Source organism: Methanosphaerula subterraneus, from assembly GCF_052055875.1.
GTDB classification, from domain to species: domain Archaea; phylum Halobacteriota; class Methanomicrobia; order Methanomicrobiales; family Methanospirillaceae; genus Methanosphaerula; species Methanosphaerula subterraneus.
The window spans coordinates 1,336,175-1,362,917 of record NZ_CP170508.1; the positions used below are offsets into that span (position 1 = coordinate 1,336,175).

A 26,743-nucleotide genomic window follows, 5' to 3' on the forward strand; every position below is an offset into this window, starting at 1 on the left:
GCCAGGGGATCGGTCACCCCGTACTCCGCACAGACGACCCCGGCATCCCGCCCCCACAGCACCTCGTGGATGATCGTCCCCTTTGTCGTACCGTCGACCCCAGGCAGATGGCGTCGACACGACCCACTCATGAGTAGGAGACCATCCATCCGTCTTCTCCAGTTCCGATACCAAGGATACCCGTTCCAGAGCTGTGGCCGCCAGCTCCTGAACATTTTCAGCAACTGCCTGTTGTTTACAGCATGTTTGCAGCAGACTTACAGCAGTTGCTGTAAGTTTACTGAGGCTGTCACGGTTCCGGTTCTGCAATTGAGCGTCTTCAGACGACTTTTCATGTTTACTTACAGCAGATGGCGAATAACGGGGACACACACACGGATCGGCACTTGCGATCGGTGAGGTCTGTGTGTTCTTCAGATCTGCTGTAAGTAGAGTATGCTCATTATGTACGCAAGAAGATCTAACAGTATCTCCGCCATTGACCGCCGGATCTGGCTCCGGCTTATTTACAGCAACTGCTGTAAACGTGCTGTAAGTCTGCTGTAACTGCTGTAAGTCACTACCATCCGAATCCGGGTCGTGGTTGTCATCCGGCGAGAGCCAGACCAGGCCGCCCCGTGACCGGGGGAACAGTTCTCCCGGTTGAACGTGAACGCCATCATCCGCCGCCGAACCGATCCGCCGGCTTCATCAGGTGCACGTCACCCCCTTATCAGAAACGTGCCGGCCTTTCGCACAACTCGCCGGCACGACCGCCGTCCCCCAATGCAAGAACCAGTCGTTAGGTGGCACAGGTTCTCTCACCCATGGTGATCCACATCTGCACCTTTGTCATAATCCAGGGCCGAAATGGCCGTGGATTTGTACAGTACGCGTACACGTATTTCGGTAAAGTCCTTCATGAGAGGTACCTGGAAAAGTTTGCCGAAATACGTGTACGCGTACTGTACACGTGTACGCCCGTCAAGCAGGATATGACACCTCAAATCTCCCGCCCCCGGGCCGGCGCCCCCGTGGCACAGGCCGGCTTCCCAGCGGCGCCAGTGGTATGCATACAGAGAGCTCTGTGGGATAAAGTGAAGACCCCGCCACTCGGAAGATGGTCGACGGATCGGGAGAGCCCCGATCTAAAACTCTAATAAACCGGGTCGACAACATCTAATCACAGGCATACCGGTGATAGGGCACATGCCGGCAGGTGCGGCCTGAGCGTCCCCTGCACAAAAAACGGCCGTGTCACGTCCACGTACGGGATCAGAGATCGGCTCTCCGGGGCCTCTGCGGAATGCGCAGAACACCACACAGAGGAATGAGATGAAGATGATAGAGTACCAGGGCGAGTTTGGTCATTTTGAAGGCGGGGCCTGGATCCCCCGGTTCGAGACAGTGAGAAGGTCGATCGGAGATAATGAACAGTATCTCCGGGGTGCACGCCTCAAAGAGACACCCGGAGAGTGTCTGGGGCGGTATTTCACCATCTACAAGCAGTTGGTCACCATGGAAGCAGAGGGACAGAATCAGAATGTCAGGTGAGAACTGCGCAGGGGCCGGCGCAGCATTCTTCTTCTAGAAAACGTGGAATAGCCGGAGAAACCGGCTATGACCCTTCCTGCGGGGGCTGGTTGATCAGATGCCAGTACATCGCCATCTCCCGGATCACATCAGCAAACTCCTCAAAGTCGACCGGCTTTACAATATAACTGTTGACGCCGAGGCGGTAACTCTCCGCGATATCCCGTTCCTGATTTGATGAGGTCAGCATCACCACAGGGACGGTCAGCAGACCGGGATCCCCCTTGATCCTTTTGAGCACCTCAATCCCGTCGACCTTGGGCAGTTTCATATCCAGCAGAATCACCTTCGGCTTCTTCTCCAGGTTCCGACCCGCATACCGTCCCCTGCCGAAGAGATAGTCCAGTGCCTCTTCACCGTCCCAGACGACCAGCACCTTTCCCGGCAGGTTGCACCACCGGAAGACATGGAGGATCAACTCCACGTCATGGGGATTGTCCTCGATGAGGAGGATCTCAACATCCTCGGTATTCTCATTCATGCATACCACCACCATTGAGGGTGAAATAGAAGGTCGCACCCTTATCGACCGCTGACCGGGTCCAGATCGTGCCCCCGTGCCGCTCGACGATCCGCTTCACGATGGCCAGCCCCACACCGCTCCCCTGATACCTCTCTTTATGGGAGAGTTGCCGAAAGACCCCGAAGAGCGAACCGGCGTACTGCATATCAAAACCGACGCCGTTGTCCCTGACATAATAGACCACCTGGCCGTTGTCGACGAATGAACCGACCGTGACCTCTGCCGGCCGCCGATCCCGCGTGAACTTCAGGGCATTGGAGAGGAGGTTCACAAAGACCTGGCGGAGCAGGGTTGGATCGGCCAGGCAGTCAGGCATCTCCTCGACCCGGATCTCAACATCCCGCCCTTCCATCTCCTCCTTCAACTCCTCAAGGCTGCTCTGGACCAGGTCCGCTGGAGAGACCCGCTGCTTGTCCAGCGCCTGCCTCCCGATCCGCGAGAACCGGAGGAGATCGTTGATCAGCGAATCCATCCGCTGCGCACTCTCCCGGATCACCTGCAGGTACCGCTGCGCCTCATCAGGCAGGGCGGGACCATAGGTGTCCTTCAGAATGAACGCATACCCGTCGATCGCACGGAGGGGCGACCTGAGATCATGGGAGACCGAGTAACTGAAGGACTCCAGGTCCCGGTTGACCGCCTCCAGCTGGCTGGTCCGTTCGATGACCCGCTGCTCCAACTCCTCGTTGAGCCGGCGGTTCTCCGCCTCGGCCTCCTTCTGCCTGGTGATGTCCTGGCCGGCAGCAAAATACTGGACCAGGCGGTCGGCAGCGACATCCCATACCGGGAGCGTGCGATGGCTCAGCCAGCGGGTCTCCCCCGACCGGGTCATGATCCGAAACTCACTCCGGTAAGGCTGGTTCTTAAAGAGGAGACTCATATGCTGCCTGTAGACCTCCCGATCATCAGGAAATATCGCCGACTCAACCCCCCCGGCCTGGAGCAGTTCCTCCCTGGGGATACCCAGAATCCGCTCAAATGCACCAGTTGCCCAGACCAGCGACGAGACGCCCCCGGAGTCGACAGCGACACAGTAGGCATAATCGGAGATCAGGTCTGAAGTGACCCGGTAGCGTTCCTCGCTCGCGGTCAGATGGGACTCGCTCTCCTGCAGCTTGGAGATCGTCTCCTTGAGCGTGCGGACCATCGTATTGGTGCTCTCCTCCAGAACCCGGAACTCATGGGCCGGGGAGGAGGAGACCGTATGGTCGAGGTCGCCCTTCGCGATGGCGTCCACGTCCCGGACGATCCCCTCGATCGGCCGGGTCAGGTGACGGGAGATCATCACGGCCCCGATTGAACTGAAGACCAGCGCGAGCAGGGCCACCTGCAGGTGAAAGAACACAAGGTCCTGGAGCGTTCTCCGGATCTGATCATTCGAATAGGTGAGTTCGACGATCCTGCTCGTATCCGAACTATACGGGTCGGTGCTGAGATTGATGTACAGGTACCGGGTCTTCCCCCCACTGGCCGGGTCGATGAACTCCAGGTTCTTCTTCTCCAGAAGAATGGCATCGAGGGTGGCATTGAGGGCTTCATCGGGTTCAAATGCCTTATTTCCAATCAGGCGTTTCGTTGGTGAGAATATGCGAAGGTTCTCGACAGCCGGGTTATACTGGGTGATCTCTGCTATCAGCTCAGAGTACCGGAGTTGCTGTCGTGTCTCTGTAAAGAGTTCACTCTCCATTCCCAGTTCCAGCACATAGCGATGATCAGGGGTGGGCATGTAGGCATACTTCCGCAATGCCCCGTTTCCGGACTCCTGAACCACGCGGTCGGGGAAGAAACCCTGAGAGGCTCTGATCAGGTTCAGAGATTGATAAAATTCAGGGCTTGTCTTCTGAAAGTCCAGACCCAATTCTTTAGGATAGGTCGTATACTCGATAACCCCATCCGCGTTGATCACATACAGGTCGACCTGGGAGGAGATCCTGCTCTTGACAGCGTTCAGATCCATCCGGGAGGGGTCACGCCCGGATCGTTCATACTCCTCCATAAATGGGACAAACCCATCCTTCATCTGCTGGTTGAACGAGTCGTCGAAGAGTTTAAAACCGATGTCAGTCAGGTGGACTGCATTGATCAGGTAATACTCGGTCTGCTCTTCAGAAGCCAGCAGGTTTCGCCGGGAGGTCTGTTCGGCATTCAGGTAGTCGACGACCGTGATCCCGACAACGACAAGAAGGATCAGGGCCACTATCAGGATCAGGACATAATGAGCAAAGGGCCGGTGCCTGAGAGAGAGACGCAACCTATCCACCCACTGGTATCGTCGACTGTTATCTATGGGACCTTATGATCCCGTATGGGCCCTATGAGGGCCTTCGGATCGACCTCTCATAGGTCGGTCACCTATTTAATATCCACATGCCGTGTCTTCTCGCGCAATCCCGGATCCTGCACAGGGTTGTTTGAGCCCTTTTGAGAAATCTTAATATCAGGAGAGATGCTCTCTGCAGATGATGACCCTTGAGGAGGACCGGACAGCCTACAAACGGATAAAGACGCTCCTGAAGTTTTACCATAAAGGGCTGATCATCACCGAGATTGCACGAAAATTATCGTTAAACCGGAACTCGGTCGCAAAATACCTGGAGATCCTGCTGATCACCGGCCAGGTGGAGGTGCGGGTGATCGGGATGGCCAAGGTCTATACGCTCTCGCAACGGGTCCCCCTTTCAGCCATGCTCGGGTTCTCTTCAGACCTGATTATGGTCCTGGATGAGGATGAGAGGATATTACAGGTGAACGACCGTTTCCTCGCCACCTTTGGAAAGGAACGTGAGGACCTGCTCGGAGAGCCTATCGGGGAACTCGATCTCCCCCCATTCCAGAACCCGGGAATCAGGGCCCTGATCGAAGAGACCGATCAGATGGGAGAGGTCAGCCAGGAGGTCCACTTCATGCAGGAACCGGTGGAGATGCACCTCAGGATCAAAGGGGTCTCCACGGTCTTTGACGACGGAGGCAGGGGGGTCACCCTGATCATGGAGGATGTCACCAGTCAACGGGCTGCCGAACGGGAGCTGCTGATCAAGGAGAATGCGATCGCCTCCTCGATCAATGGGATCATCATCATGGACCTTTCAGAGGTGATCACCTACGTGAACCACGCACTCCTCACTATGATGGGATATGCCGGAGAGGAAGAACTCTGTGGACACCCCATTGAGGAGGTGATCCAGAGCCGAAACGGAGAGGCAGTCCAGAACGTGCTCAAGGACGCCATCAGTCGGCGAAACGGAGGGGTTTGGGAGACGGCCCTTGTCCGCCGGGACAGAACCCTCTGTGATGTCCAGATCTCGTTGAGCACCGTCACGGATCAGGCAGGAGTCCAGGTCTGCATGATGCTGTCGCTCGTGGATACCACCGAGCGGAACCGGACTCTTCAGGACCTCACCATCAAGGAGAAGGTCATAGAAGGGTCCATCAACGGGATCGCGATCTTCGATCCAGACGGCAGACTGGTCTATGCAAATCCGGCAATGCGGGAGATCATCGGCATCCAAGATGGCCTGGAACTCGTCGGCCGGCAGGTGGAATGGTTCGCCTGGGATGACGTGGAGATCAGGGATACGATCACCCGGATCAGAAAGGAACTGCATCAGAAAGGGCGATGGTTTGGGGAGGTCGACCTGAAAAGGATGGACCGGTCGTCCATCTGCGCCCAGCTCACCCTCAGTATCATCAGGGATGAACTGGGAAACCATCTCTGCTCAATGGCTTCCTTTGTCGATATCACCACGCAGAAGCGGACGGAAGAGGCACTCAGGACCACCTATGAGAACCTGCGGGATACGATCGAATTCATCCCGGACCCGACCTTCATCGTCGACCTCTCCGGCGTGGTGATGGCCTGGAACCAGGCCATGGAGGGGCTGACCGGTGTCAGGAAAAGAGAGATTCTGGGAACGAAAAATTACACCCAGGCCCTCTCATTTCTACAGGGACTCCGACCGATCCTGATCGATCTGATCGATCTCCCGACCGGGGATCTCATCAGCCAGCACCCGGGGGTCAGAAGATTCGGGGACAGCATCTTCGTCGAAGCCCACGTCCCTTCCCTCAATGGAGGGAAGGGGGGGTGCCTCTGGGGAAAGGCCTCCCCACTCCTGGATCATGAGGGTAAGAGGATCGGGGCCATCGAATCATTTCGGGACATATCTGCATGGAAACAGGCAGAGGAGATGATCAGAGGAGGGGATGAAGACAGGGGAGAGCGCTGAACAGAAACCGGGAAGCTCACCCTGATCGTGATGCCTGTCACCATTAGGTAGCCGGCAGGCGTCACGAACCGGAACCGGTTCATCTCGAACTCGACCGACGAGGGAGGAGTATGTACACCCCGTCACTGCCCGGATCACAGATGCGGGGGTGATCGGCAGGCACCGGTGTCCGCCGTGGCGAGATCTGTGCGGGATCGGGCTCATCCATGCAGCCAGGCGAGAGGAAGCCGAAACAGGTTTTCATATACGGACTCATCTCCACCAGCGTGCCGATGAATCGGACATACGGTTGTATCAAAGGCAAAGGTCCTGCTGCCGGCTTATGAAACCCATTGATGCGGCAGGCAGGCACTGATGATCATGCCGTTCATTCAGGATATCAGAAAAAGAATCTGTGGCATCTGAAGAATGCTCGAAGTGCTGATCCCGGCGAGTCGTGCCCGTGTTCACCGGTATAGGAGCCCGATCGAAACTGGATCAAAGTAGGATCAAAAATACTGAGAATTCAGGAATATTTTGAAGAAATAACGATACAGCAATTACTATTTTTTTGAGAAGAATTGAGGGATTTTAGATATATTAAAATAGTAGTATAAGGATCATCCCCCCTCAGAGTATCATGACAGATATCATCACCAGTTTACAGCAGGTCGCCGGCGAGATCATCGCCATGATCCCGAACCTGCTGGCCGCCCTGATCCTCCTGCTGATCGGTTGGATTGTGGGCAGGCTCCTCGGAAAGTACATCGCACTCTTCCTCGACCGGATCGGGGTCGACGATGCAATGGCACAAACATCGATCGGCAGGGCGATCGAAGAGCAGTATGGAGGAGGAAACAAGGGGATCCTCAGGTTCTTTGAACTTCTCGTCAGATGGTTCATCTACCTGATTGCAATCCTCGCAGCAGCGAATGTATTGCAGTTGACATTCCTGACCAGCCTGGTGCAGAGCATCGTGGCCTTCATCCCAAACATCGCGATGTTCCTGATCATCCTGATCGTCGGGTTCCTCCTGATCGACTACATCGCACGGTTCGTCCGCGGAATCGGGGAGGTGCAACGGGTCTCCATGCTGGGGCCGGTCGTCTCACTCCTGGAGGTCTTCCTCTACTTTGTGGTCGTGATGCTCGCCCTGGAGCAGCTCAGGCTCGACCTGACGATCATCTACATCTTCATCACTCCGCTGGCCTGGGGAATCGGGCTCGGCGTGGGGGCGGCGATCGCCATCATCATCGGCTTCGGGCTTCGCGACCGTGCACCAGAGATGATGGACAACCTGTTCAACCAGATCAGGAAAGAGTGACCCGATCTCCCCAATTTTTCCACCAGATCTCCCTGACCGATCAAGGGAACGATCCCCTGATAGAAAGAGACTATATGGGATATAAAAAGATTTATCAGGACCTCTGATTATCCAAACAAATTATTATGGTATATCTAAGGATCCCTCCGGGCCTGATCGTTCTGGTGCTGGTACTGCTGTGCATCACCGTAACAGCAGAGGGAAGCGTGAAGATCGTTCCGATAGGGGACTCGATCGTCCGCGGCTCCTCCAATGATGATGGAGCGTCCCATGCCACCTTTCGGTACTGGCTCTGGAAGCACCTGCAGGAGAGTGGTTATGACGTGGATTTTGTCGGCAGTACCGATCAACCCCATCTGCCTTATGACTTCGATCAGGACCACGAGGGCCACTCCGGCCTCCGGACCAGCGATCTCCTCACCGATGACCGGTTGGAGAACTGGCTCTCCGGGTACTCCCCTGACATCGCCCTCGTCCATGTCGGAACCAACGATGTGATGACCGGGGTGCCGGCAGAGACCACGATCAGCAGCCTCGATGAGGCCATCGGGATCCTCAGACAGAAAAATCCGGATATCGTGATTTTGATAGGAACAGTCATCCCGCGGGATGGGTACATCGAACGCCAGCAATCCCTGAACAGGGCGATGAAGAGTCTCGCCGAAAGGAAGAACACGGCGGCATCCCCGGTGGTGGCGGTGGACCTGTTCAGCGGATACGACTGCCAGGCCGACAGCCAGCCGTCGATCTATCTCCATCCGAATGATAAAGGCGACCGAAAGATTGCCGATCGATACTATGCGGCCCTCGTGCCGTACCTGTCAGGCGAACGAAAGAGCGGGAGCACGATGCCAACCGGGGTCCCGACCACGGTGACCCCGGCCTCAGAGCCGGCCGGCACTCAACAGACACTACCGGAGCCCACACAGAATCCAGAACCACAGGCCACGACCTTCCCATCGCCGGTGCCGGCTCCCGTGACGGCGACAATTCCAGCTGAAACGGTGCAGACCCGGACGCCGGCCCCGGCCACAGTATCGTTGACGGTAGCATCGGAAGCGTGGAGTCCGTTCGGGGGGAGTTCAAAACAGTACCTGATCGGGGACCAGCAGGCATTCCCGTCCCCGGCCTCGACCGGATGGCAGTCCGGGTCGACGGCTTTCGGATCTACTGATCTCAAATCCTGGAAGAATGAGAACCAGTACCAGCAGTCCTCAGAACCGCCGGCAGAGTTCTTCATACGCTGGTACCCGGAGAGGGAACGGGGCAGTCAATTCAGTTAACCGGCCAGTCCCCCCTTTTACCCGAGAACCACCTCGATCATGTGCTCTGTATGGTCATTGACCAGGCGCACCGTCTTGTCCGGCTGCAGAAGACCGTCGACGGTCACGGATCTGATCCCGCAGGCCGTCCCGCTGGCGTGGACCACGATGTGATGGATCGTCTCATGATACCGGTAGTCCATCGTGAACGAGGACCAGCCCTCCGGGAGGCAGGGTGAGAAGTGAAGGACGTCCACCTCCAGTCGCACCCCGAGGAGCGACTCGAGGATCAGCCGGTACATCCACCCGGCAGACCCGGTATACCAGGTCCAGCCCCCGCGACCGACATGCGGCTCCACCGCGTAGACATCGGCAGCGGCGACATACGGCTCGACCCGGTACCTCCAGGCGTCCTCCGGGGTGCTGCTGTGGTTGATCGGGTTGATCAGGTTGAAGAGGTCCCAGGAACGCCGCTGGTCCCCGAGGGTCGCAAAGGCCATCACCACCCAGATTGCCGCATGCGTGTACTGCCCGCCGTTCTCCCGCACCCCCGGCACATACCCCTTGATATACCCCGGGTTCTGGGCTGAGGTATCAAACGGCGGAGTCAACAGCGCGATCAGCTGGTCCTGGTGCCGGACCAGGTGCTCCTCGACCGACTCCATCGCTGTTCTGGCCCGCTCTCTGCCGGCCGCACCGGAGAGCACGGACCAGGACTGTGCGATCGAATCGATGAAACACTCCTGGTTCTGGCTGGAGCCGAGCGGTTCCCCTGAATCGAAGTACGCACGTCGGTACCAACTTCCGTCCCAGCCGTTCAGTTCCAGGTTCTGCCGCAACCGTTCGGCATTGACCATGCAGAGATCTGCAAACTCGGTATCCTCGCGGATCCGGGCCACCTCGGCAAACTGGAAGAGAACGTCATACAGGAAGAATCCGAGCCAGACACTCTCACCCTGACCATGGACACCGACCATGTTCATCCCGTCGTTCCAGTCCCCGCTCCCGATCAACGGCAGCCCGTGCGAACCGAACTTCAGCCCCCACCGGATCGCCCTGACACAGTGTTCATAGAGCGTCCCGGACTCCTGCGAGACCTTCGGCAGGTCATAGTAGGACTCCTCCTCCGGTTTCAGCAGCCTTCCCTCAAGGAACGGGATCCGTTCGTTCAGGATCCCGGTATCCCGGGTGCTCAGCACATACCGACTGGTGACCAGCGGCAGCCAGAGGTAATCATCAGAGCAATGGGTCCGGACACCCCGGTCCATCGGCGGGTGCCACCAGTGCTGCACATCCCCCTCGATGAACTGGTGACCGGCAGAGAGGAGCAGATGCTTGCGTGCCAGCCGGGGCTCGGCATGAAGTATGGCCATCACGTCCTGGAGCTGGTCCCGGAAACCGAACGCTCCGCCCGACTGGTAGTACCCGCTTCGCCCCCAGATCCGGCAGGCCAGGGTCTGGTACATCAACCAGCCATTGGTGAGCAGGTCCACGGAGGGGTCGGGGGTCGAGACATGTACCGCCCCGAGTGTCCAGGTCCAGTACTGCCTGACCGTCCCGAGTTCAGTTCTGGCTGGCCCGACGCCGCGGTACCGCTGGACAAGAGTTCGGGCCGCATCGAGGTCACGTCCGACCCCCAGCGTAAAGACGAGTTCATGTTCCTGACCGTCGGCGAGGGTGAACGGAACCTGCATCGCTGCGCAGGGATCCAGCCCGGGCCCGACCTTGCCTGAAAGCCGGGTCCGTCCCATCGCTGCCGGCGCCGCAGGAGTCCCGTTTCTCCCGATGAATTCATGGCGGTCGCCGGTTACGGTTCGGTTCATCTCGTTGGTGTCGAGGAATGCCACCCGGTCCGGGAACTCATTGTTGTATGGGTTCCTGGCGAAGAGAGCACCGGTGACCGGATCGATCTCGGTGGTCACATGCAGCAGGGATCGCTGCCGGAGCTCTCCGAGCACCCACTCCACGTACCCTGTCACCGAAAGCATTCGTGCACGCCCGGAGGTGTTCCGGATCTTCAGCACGAGGAATTTCACGGTACTGTCAACGGGCACGAAGACCGTCAGTTCAGTGCGGATCCCTCCTTCAGCATACTCAAAGACCGAGTAGCCGAACCCGTGACGGGTCAGATACTGATGGGTGCCGCGGGCCGGAAGGGGGGTCGGCGACCAGAACCGCCCGGTCTCCTCGTCCCGGATATACAGCGCCTCACCGCTCAGGTCCCGGACCGGATCATTGTACCACGGGGTCAGCCTGAACTCATGGGCATTCTCACTCCAGGTATAGGCACCGCCACTCTCCGAGATGACGGTCCCAAAGTTGGGGTTTGCCAGCACATTCACCCAGGGGGCAGGGGTCTCCTTCCCGGCCCCGGAGACGATCCGGTACTCGCGCCCGTCCTCGGTAAATCCACCGAATCCGTTGAAGAAACGGAGGCCGTCACCCACATCAGAGAGGAAGGACGGCCGTTCCGGGCGCCAGGCTTTAACCGGGATCAGAGGCGGCACAGTCAGGTCACTCCACCCGCCCCGCTCCATCTGCTCGGACAGGGTTCCACGACGTTCAGAGATAACCGCCCGTGCTACGGTCTGCATCAGGATACGGTCCTCGTCGGACATCTGTTCGAGCCGCCTGACAAAGATCCCGCCGGGCCGGTCGAGCTGCTGGATATCGGGGCTGCTGGACATCTGCCGGAGGATCTCGTCCTGCAGTTCCTGCCGGTACCCGGACTGGTCCTCGTTCCAGATCACCAGGTCCACGGTCAGTCCTTTCACGCGCCAGTAGGCGTGTGCCTGCACCATCTCCCGGACCAGGGCGAGGCCGGAACGGCTGCGGACCCTGACCAGTACAATCGGGTAGTCCCCGGAGATCCCATACCCCCAGAGCCCCGACTGCCCCCGCCGGTTCTGCGTCAGCACCTCAGGGGACGCCCGACGGGTCGGATTGGCATAAACCACCGAGGCGGCCAGTGACCCGAAGTCCCGCGCCTGACTCTCGGTGGCATTCAACTGCCTGAGGACCACCTGGGCATGAGTCCAGGCCAGTTCTGCGACCCGTTCCCCGATGTAGGCGTCATAATACTTCTCCATCAGTCCCTCTACACCGGCCCGGGTCTCACTGACACCGGTGAAGATGTTCACCACTGCCGTCTCCTGGGGCTCGATCGTGATCGTGCACCGGATCGCCACCAACGGGTCGAGCACCGACCCTGCCGTGTCCGAGAGGGTCGAGGAGTCGGTCATCGCCACCGGATCCCGAAGCGTCCGCCCACGGCCGATGAACCGGGCCCGATCGGTCTCATACGATATCTTCCTGACCGGAGTGGTGCCGGACAGCGTCATCATATGGAAGAGCCAGGGCGGGTGTTCCCCTTCTGAACGCGGTCTGCGGGTGGCGAGGATCCCGTTCCGGTTCCGAACCAGTTCGGTCTGGACGAACAGGTTGCTGAAGGCGGGGTGGGACTCGTCGGAATTCGGTGGCGCCATTACCACCTCAGCATAACTGGTCAGTTCAATCGTCCGCCGGCGCCAGGAACGGTTCGTGATCCGAACTCTGCGCATCTCGACGTCGTCCTCGGGCGAGACGATCACCTCGACAAAGGTATCGATATCAGGGTCGCGCCGCCGGAACTCTGCACGGGCCTGCTGGAAGATCGCCTGGTAGGAGGGGGAGGGCCTGCATGCCGGCTGGAATGCCGTCGACCAGAACAGGCCGCTCTCAACGTCCCGGATATAACAGAAGATGCCGGCACAGTCCGCTGTCGGGTCCTCCCGCCACCTGGTCACAGCCAGGTCCTTCCACCTGCTGTACCCGGCCCCGGCATTGTTGATCATCACGTGATACCTGCCATTGGAGAGGAGCTGGACCTCGGGCCGCGGGGTGTTCGGGGTCGTAAAGACCCGCATCATCGACTCTGGTTCGCCGAGCATCTTATGGATCCCCTGCACCTCGCCGGCATGCGGATAGAACGGTGCCACCTTTGGTACCTTCTCCTGGAGCAGCAGCGCGGTGGCCTTCAAGTGCGGCTCGGCTTCGAACCGGCGCTGCATCGGACGACCCCGGAGATAGACGAGGGAGAGGAGAGACATCCCCTGATGGTGCACCATGAAGGAGTGGACCACGGCATGAGACTGGCCGGGGTTGATCCGGGACGGGGTGAAATCGATCGCTTCGTAGAACCCGTACTGGCCGACGAACCCGGAAGCAGCCATCTGTTGCAGGTTCAGACAGGCTGCACGGGGGTCCACCATCAGCGCCATTGCCGAAGCATACGGAGTGATCACCAGATCCTCGGCAAGCCCTCGCTTGAACCCGAGCCCGGGAACCCCGAACGCCCGGTACTGGTAGTTCAGGTTTGCATCAGTGATATTATACCCGGACTCGGAGGTCCCCCAGGGCACACCATGCCTGCGCCCGTATTCGATCTGTCTGGCCACCACAGCGTGATAGGTCCGATCAAGGAGTGTATTATCATAGGTCGGCATCACCAGCAGGGGCATCAGGTACTCAAACATCGAGCCGCTCCAGGAGAGGAGGATCGGTTCACCGGTGCTCCCTGCCGTCAGTAGCCGGCCCAGGGCGAACCAGTGCTCCTGCGGGAGATTTCCCTGTGCAATCGCGACATAACTAGTCAAGCGGGCCTCGGAGGCGAGCAGATCATAGAAACTGGCATCCCGCCGGAGATCAGTGGCATTGTACCCGATCGAAAGGAGGTCGCTGGTCCGATCATACAGGAACTCGTAATCGATCTCGCTGAAGGTCGTGCAGAGGCCGATCAGACCATCAGCCATCTTCAGCCGCTCAACCGCCTCTTCACCCGACGACCGGATCTTCTCCCGCAGAGCGAGGAGCCACGAGCGGGTCTCACCAGAGACCTCCTCACCTCCAGAACCCGGAGTCAGCACCCGTGTCAGCAGGGCGTCCAGGGGGCCGAGCAGATGCTCTTCGAGGGCCGCCACCTCACCCAGGGTCGGGACGCTCCCCCAGAGATCCTGGATCCGGCCCCAGAGTTCCTGATATTCAGAGAATGGGACGAGCCCGTCCCCGTCCTGGGGCGGGTTGACCGATACCCACGAGGCAAGCATCTCGAGATCCTCCTGATGGTCATGGACCTGCCGTTCCACCGCCTGCGCCCACCACCGGATCTCCTCGTCAGGGTGCGAGCGGAGATCCGCTGCCACCTTTGAGGTCAGATCCTGGAGCACGACAAGCCCCTGCCACGCCTCACGAAGCGTTTCGGGCATCACAACCAGAGACGTTCTGATCTCCGCAATCAGGGACCGGGTCTCGTCTGATACCGCGTCCGCCTCAACCCTGACAGCAGATGTCACTGCTTCTTCCAGAAGAGCGAGCGTATCGGCGATCCCTTCTGCAGCCAGATCCGAGATCACCGATGCTTCGGAGAGTTCAGAGAGCCCCTGCCGTAAGATCAGCAGATGACCGGCCAGGTTGCCACTGTCCACCGTGGAGATGTACTGCGGGAGGAGCGGTTCAAGAGTGATGGTGTCGTACCAGTTATAAAAATGCCCGCGGAACCGTTTCATCTGTTCCATCGTCTTCAGAGTCTTTCCTGTCCGATCGATCAGGCGCCCAGCCGAAATATATCCGGAATCATAGGCGGCCAGGTCTGCCAGCAGCGAGAGGCCAATGTCGGTCGGGGAGGTACGATGGGCGATCACCGGGATCGGTTGCTCCTGATAATTGTCCGGAGGAAGCCAGTGCTCCTCGGCAGTCACAAACGTCTCAAAGAACCTCCAGGTCCTCCGGGAGATCGCCCGTAAAAAGAGCATCTGGTCAGGAGTCAGGACGGTCGTCCGGATGGGGATCGGCTGACTGAGCCACCAGGCCAGCGCAGGGGACGCAACCCAGGCCACCACGAAGAGACCAGCCGGTAGCAGGGCCGATGGACGGAAGAGGGCAAGGCCTGCCAGTGAAAGTACCGCGACCACTGGAGCGATCCACATGGTATAATACGACTCGATCAGACCATTCTGTCCGTTCCGGTCAGCCTCCCGGTAGGTTGTCCAGTTCAGCAGAGAACGATGGCTGATCAGCATCCGCCACCAGGTCCTGAGCACCGCGTCGAGGCTGATGAAGGCCTCGTAAGGGAGCAGGGCCAGTGAGCAGAGAGGGGCTGCAAACTGGACCGGAAGAGAGGATATGACCTCCCGTAGATGGAAGGGCAGTGACTGATCGGATGGCTTTCTGATCAGTCTCCACAGATACATGAGGACCGGCGGGACCAGGTAGATACCTGCGACCAGCCAGGTCCAGATCAGTGGCAGGAAGGCCCATGAAACGATCAGTAGCAGCAGCATGGCCGGAGAGACAAAACTTCTGCGCAGATTATCGAAGATCTTCCATCGAGAGAGGAGCGAGAGCGGGTTTTTCTGTCGATCACCGTCTGAACAGGGAACCCGTGAAAAGATCCACGGCGCAATCTGCCAGTCCCCACGGATCCAGCGGTGCCTCCGCTTGATGTCGGTCAGGTACCTTGTCGGGTACTCCTCAAAGACCTGCAAATCGCTGGCCAGCCCGGTCCGGGCATAGCACCCTTCGAGCAGGTCATGGCTCAGAATCAAATTCTCAGGGAACCGTCCTTCCACGGAATGGGCAAAGGCATCGACATCGTAGATCCCTTTTCCAATGAACGAACCTTCAGAGAAGACGTCCTGATAGACATCAGAGATCGCCCGGGTGTATGGATCGATCCCCGGCTCACCCCCAAAGTAGCGTACAAAACGGGAGAGACCGGTATCAGGGAGGAGAAGCCCCACACGAGGCTGGAGAAGGCTGTGGCCTTCGCGGACCGATTGGGTCTCCGGGTTGATCACCGGCCGGTTCAGCGGATGAGCCATCGCCCCGACCATCTGTCTGGCCATATCACGGGGTAACTGGGTATCGGTATCGAGCGTGATCACATATTTTACGCCTGAGAGAAGGGCCCGATCTCCGATGATCACCGAAAAGTCATCGGCCAGGTCCTCGCGGAGAAGACGGTTCAGAGCACTGATGATCCCCCGCTTCCGTTCATATCCCATCCAGGCCTCCTCCACGGGGTTCCAGGCACGTGAACGGTGCATCAGGAAGAAGGTCCCTGCCTTCTCACCACGGTACCGCTCGTTCAGTTCCTCGATCCCCTGCCCCAGGCGGAGAATCATTGACTCTTCACCAGGCAGCGTCTCCTCTGCCGCTGTGACGAGATCAGTCAGCAGGGCAAAGTACAGGTTACTGTCTCGGTTTGCCAGGTACCGGACCTCAAGAGACTCGAGCAGATCGTCCACGTCGTCGGGCTCGGCCAGCACCGTCGGGACCACCACCAGGGTGCGCATCTCAAACGGGATCCCTTCAGAGAAGTCCATCTTGGGGATGAGGACCGGCTCGATCAGCAGGGTCACCAGCCAGTTGACCAGCGTGACGCCGGCCTGGCTGGCAGGGACCAGCAGCAACAGCACGGCCAGCAGGGCAGTCCACCGGAAGGGTGAGGGGAGGAGCCAGTACCCGAAGAGAACAATAGAGCCTGTGATCAGTGCAATGCCACCCAGGTAGAGCCCCAGCGAGTGGGCATTTCCAAAGATCCGGAACCGATCGGTGATGGAATAGGGGAGGGAGAGAGCCGAATAGAGCGAGTTGAGCCCTTCGTCGATCAGGTAATACCCAACATGGGAGGCCCGCTCAGCGCCACCATGCCGGATCCTGTTGTCGAGGGCAAGTTCCATCGCTTTGAGCGCCACCTTCTCTTCAGAGATTCCGGACACCTTTGCGATCTCCTCGACCACATGTCGGTACCGATCGCGGGTAGCGAAGTCCATATCCCCATACTCGTCCGCCGGGTTCTCCCGGAGCGTACGTTCGACGACGCTCATTCGTTCGACGAACTCACGCCAGTCCATCGCGTCGAGGAGACGGAAACTGTTGATACTGTTCCCGATTGAGACCTGATCCGCGGCCTGGGCCTGGGTCTCGGCCTGGACCATCTGATCGATGGTCAGGTTCAGTTCTGAGAGACGCTGCTCGATCCAGGTCAGGGGAAAAGCCAGAGCTGCAGACCAGCCCTGGAGCCGCCGGGCCAGCTCGGCGACAAAGGCGCTGGTCATCGGCGGTTCTGATGTGGCCATCTCTGCAACGATCAGGATCAGGCTCTTTGGGTCGACCTCCACCGTCTTGACCATCCGGTCCGCCCAGTAACTGGCAGCGTCACTGTCCCGCCGGTTTGCGGCGATCCGATCAGCGACTCTCCGGAGGTTTTCAATCAGCGAGAGACGGAGCATGATCGGGATCGCCCAGAGCTCCCCGATCAGCAGGGGCGTGACATTCTGGTACGCCTCGATGAAACTGGAGAGACTCTCGGTATCGACACGTCCGTCGACATGGGCGATCAGTTCCCGTGCAATGAAGTAAACCCTGGGATAACCTTCAAGCGGCCCTTTCACAAGGTGCGGCAGCTCTTTGCTGTAGCCTTTCGGAAGATGCCTGCGTGCAGTCCGGATCTGCTCCTCGACGAGGTAGAAGTTGTCCAGCAGCCACTCACCGGCAGGGGCGATACGCCGGTTCACCTCGACTGCAGCCGAGATCAGTTCGTAGGTCTCGAGCAGCACCGTCTCATTCTCTGCCAGCCGGGGAAGGAGACGGTCCGTACCCATACTGGTCTCAACCCTGTACCACCCGGCCATCTCCTGTGCATGCTGGGCGAGCTGGTCGATACTGAAGAGTTCTGCTCTGAGCGGGTCGGTGCTCAAACAGGTCTGACCCACCGAAACCTTGTCACCTGACGGTACCGACTTCAAGGTGATCTTCCGAAGCAGTGTATTGACCCAGTCCATCACGCTAAAGCTCCCGACTCATGAAGGTACCATCCCTTCTGATCAATCAATTCAACAGGCCTGCCCACGTTCTCCAATAAGACCTCATCTTCAGATATCCTTTTTTCCCGGGGTGTCCACCATCACCCACAAGGGAGATTGTATGTTGCAAAGGGGAGCCTGAGTATAAATAAGAAGCGATGAATATGGCCGATCCACACCCAGGAGGGATGATTCAGAAGCCTCTCCAGACAAACCAGACCCTTTTTTTACCCAGAAAATGAGAATAATAACCAATACTAGGATGAGCATCCATGATCTCCATTCTCTATGTCGATGATGAGCGACCACTCCTTGATATAGGAAAGCTCTTCCTCGAAAAGCACGGGGATATGCAGGTGGAGACGCTCACCTCTGCGACCGAAGCACTGCAGGTGATCAGAGCGTATCCCTATGATGCGATCATCTCTGACTACCAGATGCCGGAGATGGACGGCCTCTCTTTTCTCAAGGAACTGCGAAAGCGGGGCGAAAAGGTTCCGTTCGTTCTCTTCACTGGCCGGGGACGCGAGGAGGTGGTGATCGAGGCTCTGAACTGCGGGGCAGACTTTTACCTTCAGAAAGGCGGGAATGCCACCCCGCAGTTTGCAGAACTGCACAATATGCTCCTGACCGCGATCACCCGGCGGAGGGACCATGAGAAAGTCACCCGGTACAACCGTGCCCTCAGGATGATCCTGGCCTGCAACCAGATCATCGTCCGGACCACAGATGAACAGGAACTGTTGCACCAGATCTGTGAGACGCTGGTGAACCTCGGAGGGTACCGGTTCTCATGGGTCGGCAGCGTCGAAGATAGCGATAAGACCATAAACCCACTGGCCTACGCCGGATTTGAGGATGGGTACCTCTCAGCCGGAACCATCTCCTGGCGTGAAACCGCCGAGGGTGACGGGCATACCCGGACCGCTATCAGGACCAGAACCCCGGCTGTGGCAAGAAACCTGCAGACCAACTTCAATGCGGCCTGGCGAAAAGAAGCGGCCGCACGGGGGTACGCCTCCTCAATCGCGATCCCAATGGTCAATAACGAATTTGTCTGGGGGGTATTGAAGATCTATGCGATCGAGACCGATGCATTCGATTCTGAAGAGGTGACCCTCCTGACCAGACTGGCCCAGGATATGGCCTATGGGATCCTCGCTCTCAGGACGGATATGGAGCGGAGAACAACACAGAAGGAACTGGAGATCAGTGAAGCCCGGTACCGAGCGATCATCGAAGATCAGACCGACATGGTCGCACGGTTCACCCCGGATGGTCTCCTGACCTTTGTGAACACGTCGTTCGCCAGCTCCTGCAGAAGGTCCCAGGAGGAACTGATCGGTGCAGACATCTTTCACGTAAACACCCCGAAGGAGCAGGAGATGGTCACGTCAAGTATTGCAGCACTGACGGCAGATAATCCACTTGTCGCTCTCAAGACTCATTTTTCGACCCCTGATGGCATCAAAGCAGTTCACTGGGTCTGCAGGGCGATCACTGATCGGAACAAGGCTGTGGTTGAGTTTCAGATCGTGGGCAGGAAAATCGACGACAACCCCACCCGATCGCCAGAGAATTACAGCGCAAATACTGGATAACCAGCTCGTATGCTCGGTTTTTTATCTGATCATGACGAATTGGCTTATATACCAAATGGGTAGGGTCACTGTAGATACTCACCATGCTCGATGATCGACAGCGTATGAATCGATCATATACAATTTCAGGGGATCTCCTGACGGAACACTACAGGACCATCATACACCAGACCAAGAGAGAGGATGATTACAATGGCAGAGAAGCAAGATCAGCATGAACTTTGTACCGAGCCGGAGAAACAGGAGAGCTGCAGCGGGGACTGCGGGAGTTGCCCGAGTGCCCGCGAACACGGGATGGAAGGTGCACAACCCCATCTCCCGGAGAAGGCAAAGATCGATGTCAGACATGTGATCCTGGTGCTGAGCGGAAAGGGTGGGGTCGGCAAGTCGACAGTGGCCGTGAATCTCGCATACGCGCTTTCGAACCACGGTTTTAACGTAGGCCTCCTCGATCTGGACCTGCACGGACCGAGTATACCGAAGATGCTCGGGATCGAGGATTACAAACTGCAGGTGGTCGGGAACCTGATCGAGCCGGCACGGATCACCGGCTCGCTGAGTGCACTCTCGATGGCATTCCTCCTCCCGGACACCAGTACGCCGGTGATCTGGCGTGGTCCGATGAAGATGAGCGTGATCAGCCAGTTCTTGAACGATGTGAACTGGGGACACCTGGACTACCTGGTCGTGGACCTGCCGCCGGGCACCGGGGACGAGGCGCTGACGATCGCACAGCTGGCACCGAACGTCCGGGGTGCCGTGATCGTGACGACACCGCAGGAGGTCGCTATCCTCGACTCGCGGAAGACGATCAAGTTCATCGAGAAACTCGATCTTCCGGTGCTCGGGATCGTCGAGAATATGAGCGGACTGATCTGTCCGCACTGCAAGACCGAGATCGATGTCTTTGGCAAGGGGGGCGGGGAGAAGGCCGCCGAGGAGTTCAAGGTTCCGTTCCTCGGCAGCATCCCGCTCGACCTGGCCATGCGGGAGGCCGGCGACGAGGGGCGACCCTATGTGCTCCGCCACAGTGACAGCCCGACATGGAAGGCGGTCGACAGCGTGATGGAAGAACTGGTCAAGCGGGTTGAGAACTGAATGGAGTATATGCGGGTGCTGCAGGGCACTGGCGGAGAGATGGAGATCTATAAGGAGATCGTCATCTGTCTGGAGGATCTCAATCAGTTGCCTGACAGGATAGAACCGATCTTCCGTTCGGCCCAGCTCTTCAACGAGGGGGATCTCGAACGGCTCCGGTTCGCCCTCGTCAGGGTTCAGATCTATACCGATATCCACAGCACCCAGGATATGGAGAAGGCCCAGCGGGTCAGGTATGCGGCCCAGGTGATCGAGCGCATCATCTTCGGGAGTCTCCTCCTCGAGGTGGCCGACCGATCAGCCGAGTAAAGGAGAGGAAAACTGCCGGGGGCACCCCCGGGATCTCCTCCTCCGGATGCCGGGCTGTGCCGGCATCTTTTTTTGGGACTGACCGCTCGAGCCTTCCAGCATCCCTCCAATCACTGGAAATAACGTTTCTCATGCAGGGATCCTGCCATACAGGAGGCAGAAAGGAAGGGGAAGATCCCGTTGCACCGGCGCGTTAACCGGCCGAAAACCTGCTCAGAGGAGGAGGCAGAACCCCGATAATGCGCCATTGGAGAGGGTTTATTCTTTTATACGATACATGATCTGATATGGCGAGTACAACTCCCACGGTCAGCGTCATTCTCCCTACCTATAACCGGGCACACCTGCTCCCTACGGCTATCGAGAGTGTACTGAACCAGACTTACCGGGACCTGGAACTGATCGTGGTGGATGATGGATCAAAGGACTCCACTGAGGACGTGATCAGGACCATCACCGACGAGCGGCTCAGATATATCAGGTACGAGCCGAACCAGGGGGCCAACCACGCCAGGAATGTCGGCATCCAGGCGGCCCGCGGCCCGTTCATCGCCTTCCAGGACAGCGATGACGACTGGTTCCCTGACAAACTCGAGAAGAATATGAAACTCTTTGAGACCGTAGGTCCGGAGGTGGGCGTCGTCTACTCAGGCTACTGGAAGCATATGGGCAACGACCAGAAGATGTACATCCCGTTCACCTGGGTGAAGCAGCGGGACGGCGACATCCACCACGAACTGATGCGTGGCAACTTTGTGACCACGCAGGCAGCCGTGGTCAGAAAGGAGTGCTTTGCAAAGTCAGGACTCTGGATGGAAGGGCTGCCGGCAAAGCAGGAGTGGGAACTGTTCCTGCGGATCAGCAGGGACTACCAGTTCGCCTACATCGATGAGCCGCTGCTCAACTCCAACTTCACCGAGACCGGGATCTCCAATACCAACACCAGTGTCTACCGCGGAATGGAGATGGTGCTCAATGAGCACTATGACGAGTTCAAGATGTTCCCCGCACTGCTCGCCGAGCACTTCATCCGGCTCGGGATCCAGTTCGCCTCGGTCGGGGAGTTTGCAAAGGGAAGGACCTACCTGAAGAAGGGAGCCGCCCTGAACCGCGGCAACCTGAAGTACCAGGCGGTCGCCCTCCTCTCCCTCCTCGGTGAAAAGACCTTCAACCGGGCGATCAGCGCGTACCAGGCACAGGATAAGGAGATCGATAACTAACCCTATGACCCAGAGGACAGAGATGAACAGGGGCTACCTGCACAGAATTGGAACGGTGCCCTGATGGCCGGCAACGAAGCAGCGGTGCTGGTGCCGGATGAACAGGAGAGGGGAGCGATTCAATCCTTCCTGGCAGGTGCCGCGGTCCCCACAGCCCTGCAGAACCTGATCGAGCAGTATATCGTCAGAAAGATCGACAAGGACTGGCATGATCCGGTGATCCTCGATCGGATCCGGCGGGCGATCGTCGCACAGAAGAACCGGTACTGGAAGGAGAAGGCAAAGCGGCCGATCACCTACAAGGGCGGGTACAGTGTGATCGCCTACCTTGCCTATCAGTTCCCGGTCTATTACCTGCAGTTCGCCAGTATCTTCTCTGAACTGGCAGCAGCCGGGCTGTTGAAGAAGGAGATGGTGATCGTCGATGCAGGGTCAGGGCCAGGAGTGGTCCCGCTGGCGATCATCGACCTGATGAAGCGGCTGCACGGGTGCCATGCCACGATCCATGCCATCGAACAGTCTGAAGAGCACCGGGAGGCCTACCGTTACCTGGTCGAAGGCTACGGGAAAGGGATTCCGGCCGTCACCCTGACCCCGCCGATGAACAGGGACATCACGAAGGTCAAACCGGAGGATCTGCCGGCGTCGATCGACCTGCTGGTCTTTTCAAACGTCTTAAATGAGTTGCACGAGAGCAGCATCCAGGACCGGGCTGACCTGATCAGGGCATGGGCCTCGCGGCTGGCACCCGACGGCATCATTCTGCTGATCGAACCGGCAGAGCGGGTGGCCTCCTCTGCACTCAGAAAGACCACGCAGATGCTGGCAGCAGCCGGACTCACCGTCTACAGCCCCTGCCCTGACCTCTGGAGGAGCCGGTGCAGTTGCCAGGACTGCTGGACCTTCGAGGAGCGGCGCTCGATCCAGCCGACCCATCTGATGAAGGTGCTGGCAGACGATCCGGAGGGGTACCGGTACCTGAACACGGACATCAAGTTCTCCTCTGCGATCATCAGAAAGGATACAAAGACCAGGACCCGCTTTGAACCCCTCTCTGAGAAGAAGTACGCACGCTTCTCCCACCTCGCCAGCCATGAGAACCGCCGGGTCTCGTGTGCGGCCGTGAAGATGTCGGCAGACCTCGGCGATCCGAAGAATCATGTCTTCCTGCTCTGCGACGGCACCTCAACGGTGCCGGTCTTTGCAGTCCTCCCTGCATACCACGAGACCGAAGAGAACAGGGCGATCAGAACCTGCGGGTACGGGGACGGAGTCGTCCTGCAGGGCATCCTGGTCCGGCAGAACAGGAAGACCGGAGCCTATAACCTGCTGATCAGCAAACAGTCCCGGGTCATTCCGTTCCAGCAGGATCAGGAGAACTGATCCGGGGTACCCGGATCGGACAGAACTTTTATCAATTCCGGTTCAGATCCTATCATTATGCTGGTGGATCATCTCTCTCTCAAAAATTTCAAGAGTTTTCGCGAGGCCACCGTTGACCTGCGCCAGGTCTCGGTGGTGATCGGGCAGAGTGCGGCAGGCAAATCCAACCTGATCCTGGCGATCCGGTTGCTGCGGGACATTGCTGCCCGGGGGCTGGCCGCCGCCGTCGCACTGCAGGGCGGGCCCCGGCTGCTGCAGAATATCCAGGAGAGCAACGGCGAACCGCTGACAATCGAAGTCGGATTCACGCTCCCTGCAACCGGCACTCTCCTCCCACTCACCACAGGGGGAAGCCTTGCCGGAACCTATTCCCTCTCCCTGCTCTGTTCTGGAGATGAATTCACCATCACCGACGACCGCCTGGTCCTCAGGTTCCCGGTGCCCGGAGGGAGAGAGCCGGGTGCCAGGGGTACAGTGACGATCCGCCACCAGCAGGACAGGATCGAGTACAGCATCGACCTGCCGGCTGATGCAGGAGTGACCGAAGAAGAGGTGATCCCCCCGGAGTACAGAAGCCGACACCTGGACGCCGGTCACCTCCTCCTTGAGAGCAGCGTGTACCCGATGCCCGACATTGCAGCATTCTTTTCAGAGTTCGCCATCTACCATCCCGACCCCCGCCGCTTGAAACAGGGGACCGTACATTGCCTGACCCCCGATCAGGATGAGAATGAGGGAAATCTGGCCCGGATGCTGGATCAGATCCTGGCCGTGCCGGAGACAGGGAAGCGGTTTATGACCCTGGTGCAGGACCTGCTCCCCTTCATCAAAGAGATGACCGTCAGCCGGTCACCGGACCAGACCCTGCAGGTGCAGCTGCGGGAGTCCTACGCCGCAGGGGTGGACATCCCGGCTTCGTCCCTCTCAGACGGCACGATCACCCTGCTGGCGCTGATCGCGGCCCTCTACTTCACCAACCACCCGCTGATGGTCTTCGAGGACCCGGGAACCCCGGTGCACCCGAACCTGCTGGCGACGCTCGTCAACATGTTCTACGACGCGTCCAGCAGGGCGCAGCTGGTCGTGGTCACGCACAGCCCTGAGATCGTCAGGCATGTCCACCTCGACGACCTGCTGCTGGTGAGAAGGGACCGGGCCGGGTTCTCGGAGATCACGAGGCCGGCGGAGAGTAGGGAGGTCAGAACCTTCATCGAGGAGGGGATGGACCCTGGCGATCTGTACCAGCAGAACCTGCTTGGACTCTGAACTATGAGACGACTCTTCATCCTTGTCGAAGGAGCGGATGATGTCAGGTTCTTCGACCGGATCGTCAAACCCCTCCTCGAACCCAGGTATACTTCGGTGGAACTGATCGCGTTCGCCTCGCTCAGGCGAGGAATGGTCTCCCGGTTTCTCCGGAGTCTTGAGAAACTCGGCCATGACTATATCCTTGCCACCGACATCGATGCAGAACCCTCGGTGAAGGCAAAAAAACGGGTGATCCTCGAGAGGTTCCCGGACCTTGACCCGGGGAAGGTGATCATCGTGATCAAAGAGATCGAGGGGTGGTACCTGGCCGGTATCGATGATGATCAGCAGCGGACCTTCGATCTGGCCCCCTTTCACTCCACCGATAACCTGACCAAGGAAGCGTTCAACGCCCTGATCCCCGGTAAGTTCACCTTCAGGATCGAGTTCATGGCCGCACTGCTGGAGAGTTTTTCACTCAGCAGTGCCATGGTACAGAACCGCTCCTTTGGGTTCTTCGCCCGGGCATACCAGATCAGTGAGGTTCCGGATAATAACAAGTTGCAGTCTCTTCAGGCAACGACCTCACAGATACGGGAGAACTGACGATCCGATCGGATGCAAACGCTTATCACCGTCATTCACATTACACTTTTCAGTTTCAGAGATTCGTAGGGATCTGCCGGGGCCCAATCCGGGAATCCCCCTGTGCAGCGGCGACAACGAAGAAACTGGCTGGAGAGGATCATACCTTCCTGCCTCTAATCAGAACATGAACGGAGCGTTACGATGGATAAGTACACATGTGGAATCTGTGGTCACACCTATGACCCAGCAGTCGGAGAAGAGAAACAGAACATCCAACCGGGCGTAGCCTTTGAGGACCTCCCTGATGACTGGACATGCCCGGTCTGCGGTGCAGGCAAGGCAATGTTCCGGAAGGTTTGAGATCATCATGTCTGCTTATGAGATCGTACCCGGGGTCCACGCTGTCGGAACCGTCGACTGGGATCGCCGGATCTTCGACGAGCTGGTCCCCCTTCCCCATGGTACCAGTTACAACGCGTTCCTCGTCCAGGGAAGTGAGAAGACCGCCCTGATCGACACGTCCGACCCGGAGATGGAATTGCCGTTCATCACCAACCTGATGAAGGGCGGGGTCGGGCAGATCGACTATGTGGTGGTCAACCATGCCGAGCAGGATCATTCCGGGCTGCTCCCCCTGATCCTTGAACTCTATTCTGATGCCAGGGTGGTGACCAATGCGACCTGCAAGGACCTGCTCAAGAACTTCCTCGGGATTGCTGATGAGAAGATCATCGTCATCAAGGACGGGGAGACCCTCTCGCTCGGCGACAAAACGCTCGAATTCTTGATCACCCCCTGGGTCCACTGGCCCGACACGATGCTGACGTACCTGAAGGAGGATAAAATCCTCTTCTCATGCGACCTCTTTGGAGCACATCTGGCGACCAGCGACCTGTTCATGAGCGATACCAGCGAGTGGTACACGGCTGCAAAGCGGTATTACGCAGAGATCATGATGCCGTTCCGGAACAGCATCAAGGGATACCTGGAACGGTTGAAGTCCTACCAGATCGCGATCATCTGTCCGAGCCACGGCCCCATCCATGGCAGGCCGGAGACGGTGCTGGAGGCCTATGCTGACTGGACCTCTGACGAGGTGAAGAACACCGTCGTGATCCCGTACATCTCGATGCACGGATCGACAAAGGCGATGGTGGACTATCTGGTCAGGGCCCTGACCGAACGGGGCGTCGGGGTCAAACAGTTCCAGCTCAACCTGACCGATACCGGGGACCTGGCGATGGCACTGGTCGACGCCGCCACGATCGTGATCGCGACCCCGACGGTCCTCTTCGGTCCGCATCCCAAGGTGGTGTACGCAGCCTACCTGGCCAACATCCTCAAGCCCAAGACCAGGTTCGTCTCGGTGATCACCTCGTACGGGTGGGGTGGAAAGACCGTCGACACGCTGGTCGGGATGCTGAACCATCTGAAGGTCGAGGTGATCGAGCCGGTGACGGTGAAAGGATATCCGACCGAAGAGACCCAGAAAGATCTGATCAGGCTCGCCGACGAAATTGTTAAGAAGCATAAGGAGAGTATAGGAGTCAAGTCAGGAGTGTGATTG

General features: G+C 58.4%; 16 protein-coding genes. 13 read left to right on the plus strand and 3 right to left on the minus strand.

The genetic code is table 11. The features are described 5' to 3' along the window. Positions 1-1,314: 1,314 nt before the first annotated feature. Positions 1,315-1,533, plus strand: coding sequence for a hypothetical protein (locus ACFKSJ_RS06260; protein ID WP_440951390.1), 219 nt, complete (start codon positions 1,315-1,317; stop codon positions 1,531-1,533). Between the two features lie 64 nt (positions 1,534-1,597). Here the strand turns inward: ACFKSJ_RS06260 and ACFKSJ_RS06265 are convergent, their stop codons facing one another. After that, on the minus strand, positions 1,598-2,053 hold the full coding sequence (locus ACFKSJ_RS06265) for a response regulator (RefSeq protein WP_440951391.1): 456 nt from the start codon (positions 2,051-2,053) through the stop codon (positions 1,598-1,600). After that, positions 2,046-4,355 carry a sensor histidine kinase gene (locus ACFKSJ_RS06270; RefSeq protein WP_440951392.1) on the minus strand — a complete coding sequence of 770 codons (2,310 nt, stop codon included), beginning with the start codon at positions 4,353-4,355 and terminating at the stop codon, positions 2,046-2,048. Before ACFKSJ_RS06270 ends, ACFKSJ_RS06265 begins: the two co-directional genes overlap by 8 nt. Positions 4,356-4,557: 202 nt before the next feature. Between ACFKSJ_RS06270 and ACFKSJ_RS06275 the strand changes: the two genes are divergently transcribed. From ACFKSJ_RS06275 to ACFKSJ_RS06285, 3 genes are all read left to right on the plus strand, one after another. Continuing rightward, positions 4,558-6,321, plus strand: a complete 1,764-nt coding sequence (locus ACFKSJ_RS06275; RefSeq protein WP_440951393.1) for a PAS domain S-box protein — start codon at positions 4,558-4,560, stop codon at positions 6,319-6,321. Between the two features lie 619 nt (positions 6,322-6,940). Next, positions 6,941-7,624, plus strand: coding sequence for a mechanosensitive ion channel family protein (locus ACFKSJ_RS06280; protein WP_440948960.1), 684 nt, complete (start codon positions 6,941-6,943; stop codon positions 7,622-7,624). Positions 7,625-7,749: 125 nt separating this feature from the next. Further along, positions 7,750-8,907, plus strand: coding sequence for a GDSL-type esterase/lipase family protein (locus ACFKSJ_RS06285; RefSeq protein WP_440948961.1), 1,158 nt, complete (start codon positions 7,750-7,752; stop codon positions 8,905-8,907). A gap of 17 nt (positions 8,908-8,924) precedes the next feature. Here ACFKSJ_RS06285 and ACFKSJ_RS06290 read toward each other — a convergent pair whose 3' ends face one another. After that, positions 8,925-17,708: a GH36-type glycosyl hydrolase domain-containing protein gene (locus tag ACFKSJ_RS06290; RefSeq protein ID WP_440948962.1), complete on the minus strand. Its 8,784-nt coding sequence runs from the start codon at positions 17,706-17,708 to the stop codon at positions 8,925-8,927. Positions 17,709-18,001: 293 nt separating this feature from the next. Between ACFKSJ_RS06290 and ACFKSJ_RS06295 the strand changes: the two genes are divergently transcribed. The 9 genes from ACFKSJ_RS06295 to ACFKSJ_RS06335 all read left to right on the plus strand — a co-directional run bounded on the left by ACFKSJ_RS06295 (position 18,002) and on the right by ACFKSJ_RS06335 (position 26,740). Next, positions 18,002-19,330 carry a response regulator gene (locus ACFKSJ_RS06295; protein WP_440948963.1) on the plus strand — a complete coding sequence of 443 codons (1,329 nt, stop codon included), beginning with the start codon at positions 18,002-18,004 and terminating at the stop codon, positions 19,328-19,330. Positions 19,331-19,522: 192 nt separating this feature from the next. After that, positions 19,523-20,428 carry an Mrp/NBP35 family ATP-binding protein gene (locus tag ACFKSJ_RS06300; RefSeq protein WP_440948964.1) on the plus strand — a complete coding sequence of 302 codons (906 nt, stop codon included), beginning with the start codon at positions 19,523-19,525 and terminating at the stop codon, positions 20,426-20,428. After that, complete coding sequence (locus ACFKSJ_RS06305; RefSeq protein WP_440948965.1) at positions 20,429-20,737, plus strand: hypothetical protein; 309 nt, start codon at positions 20,429-20,431, stop codon at positions 20,735-20,737. A gap of 287 nt (positions 20,738-21,024) precedes the next feature. Beyond that, on the plus strand, positions 21,025-21,957 hold the full coding sequence (locus ACFKSJ_RS06310; protein WP_440948966.1) for a glycosyltransferase family 2 protein: 933 nt from the start codon (positions 21,025-21,027) through the stop codon (positions 21,955-21,957). Between the two features lie 63 nt (positions 21,958-22,020). Then, the gene (locus tag ACFKSJ_RS06315; RefSeq protein ID WP_440948967.1) at positions 22,021-23,340 is read left to right on the plus strand and encodes a small ribosomal subunit Rsm22 family protein; all 1,320 of its coding nucleotides are present in this window, start codon (positions 22,021-22,023) and stop codon (positions 23,338-23,340) included. Between the two features lie 57 nt (positions 23,341-23,397). Continuing rightward, positions 23,398-24,606 (plus strand): AAA family ATPase, encoded by a 1,209-nt coding sequence (locus tag ACFKSJ_RS06320; protein ID WP_440948968.1) that lies wholly within the window; start codon positions 23,398-23,400, stop codon positions 24,604-24,606. Between the two features lie 3 nt (positions 24,607-24,609). Further along, on the plus strand, positions 24,610-25,194 hold the full coding sequence (locus ACFKSJ_RS06325) for a hypothetical protein (protein WP_440948969.1): 585 nt from the start codon (positions 24,610-24,612) through the stop codon (positions 25,192-25,194). Between the two features lie 183 nt (positions 25,195-25,377). Then, positions 25,378-25,536: a rubredoxin gene (locus ACFKSJ_RS06330; RefSeq protein WP_440948970.1), complete on the plus strand. Its 159-nt coding sequence runs from the start codon at positions 25,378-25,380 to the stop codon at positions 25,534-25,536. A 7-nt stretch (positions 25,537-25,543) separates the two neighbouring features. Beyond that, positions 25,544-26,740, plus strand: coding sequence for an FprA family A-type flavoprotein (locus tag ACFKSJ_RS06335; protein WP_440948971.1), 1,197 nt, complete (start codon positions 25,544-25,546; stop codon positions 26,738-26,740). Positions 26,741-26,743: the final 3 nt, after the last annotated feature.